The following is a 1,773-nucleotide window of genomic DNA, read 5'->3' on the forward strand; positions in this document are numbered from 1 at the left end:
TAGGAGTCGAGATGAAAGGACTTGCGCGTTGCGAGCCCTCCACAGGCCTGTGACCTGCGATGATGCTCTCGATCACGTATTTGTTACTTCATTACGTCCCCATAACCAGCAGCGCCGGATCTTCCGCCGATGCCTGTGACGGCCGCTACCGGATCGGTGACGTTGCCACCCTGGTGACCTTGTCCCTGCGTACCGCCCACTTCTACGAGGATGCTGGCCTGCTCGCGCCGGTAGGCCACACAGCGGGTGGTTTCCCGCTGTACGACGACGACGTACTCGACCGTTTTTTCCTCATTAAGAAGATGAAACCGCTGGGGTTCACGCTCGAGGAGATGCGGTCTCTCATCACATTGCGTGAGCGGATCGGCCAGCCCGATCTTGCCCCAGATCATCGCAGGGAACTGCGGGAACGGCTGAGAACCTGGGTTACCCTGGCCGAGGAGAAGCTCGCATCCCTGCAGGAACAGGTGCGCCTCGCCGAGGACTTCATGATTGGCCTGCGGGACGATACCGCCCGGTCGCTGCGGGAAAGCCCGGATCGCCGGGACGTCGTTGATCAAGGCGATCTTGGTCCCGGTCGCCTGGACAGCTCGTTCCTCGATTTTCTCGATGATCCCTTCGGGCCCGAGGAGAACTGACCCGGCCCGCTCTACCCGGCCCGCCCGGGCCATCCGGGCCGGCATCACGAGGCACAGCGCCCCCCACCGGCCTGGCCGCGGTGGCGTGACCTCATGTCCCGTGGTGCCTCATGTCCCGTGGTGGTCGAGCCGCGCTGCTGGAGATCGGTGACGGTCCGGGGCTGGGGTTCGTCACCAAACTGCGGCCTTCCCAGGCAGGGACACCCTCCGGCGGTCGGCTCGACACGGGTCGAGGGTCGGCGGGTGCCGCCCGGGTGGACCGGACGATCCGGCGGGGGCGCCACGGGATCCGGGACTGGCCGGGCAGGCGTCGTCGTCCGGTATCCCCTTGGGGAAGGTCGCTGGAGTCGTTCCACGGGACGTCGCGTCTGCCGTGAGCAGATCTGCCGCCAGCAGATCAGCGCCATGGGCGCGGATTTCCCGGCAACGCTGGTGACGCCGGCCCATCGTGCTCGCACCCATTCCCGACGGCCGGCGGGAGGACGTACCATGATCGAATCTTTTCCGCGCCTCACGCAGGCCGGGCCGGGGGGTCCGCACCGGGCTACCGCGCAGGCCGCTGCACCCGGGCTCGGCTCCGCGGACGACCAGGTGTTCAGCCGGCTCCTCGAGAACCGGATCGTGTTCCTTGGTTCCGTGGTCGAGGACGCGGTGGCCAACGCGATCAGCGCCAAGCTGCTGCTGCTCGCCGCCGAGGATCCCGCGGCCGACATCTACCTCTACATCAATTCGCCGGGTGGCTCGGTGTCCGCCGGCATGGCGATTTATGACACGATGCAGTACGTCGGAAACGACGTGGCGACGGTCGCGCTGGGTCTCGCCGGTTCGATGGGGCAGTTCCTGCTCTGCGCCGGCACGGCGGGCAAGCGATACGCGCTGCCCCATGCCCGGATCATGATGCACCAGCCGCACGGCGGCATCGGCGGCACCGCTGCTGACATCTCTATCCAGGCCGAGCAGATGCTGTACACCAAGCGCACGCTGCAGGAGCGAATTGCCTTCCACACCGGGCAGACCGTCGAGCAGATCGAGACCGACTCCGACCGGGACCGGTGGTTCACGGCCGAGGAGGCCAAGGAGTATGGTCTCGTCGATCACGTGGTCGCCCGGGTGGATCAGGTACCCAGTGTGGTCA

2 protein-coding genes are annotated in these 1,773 nt (G+C 66.6%); both read left to right on the forward strand.

From position 1 onward, the window contains the following. The first annotated feature begins 59 nt into the window (after nt 1–59). Complete coding sequence (locus ACY45C_RS11630; RefSeq protein ID WP_462187629.1) at nt 60–638, forward strand: MerR family transcriptional regulator; 579 nt, start codon at nt 60–62, stop codon at nt 636–638. A gap of 489 nt (nt 639–1,127) precedes the next feature. Then, the coding region (locus ACY45C_RS11635) for an ATP-dependent Clp protease proteolytic subunit (protein ID WP_462187630.1) at nt 1,128–1,773 on the forward strand (646 nt) is incomplete at its 3' end.

Source organism: Frankia sp. CcWB2, from assembly GCF_977927585.1.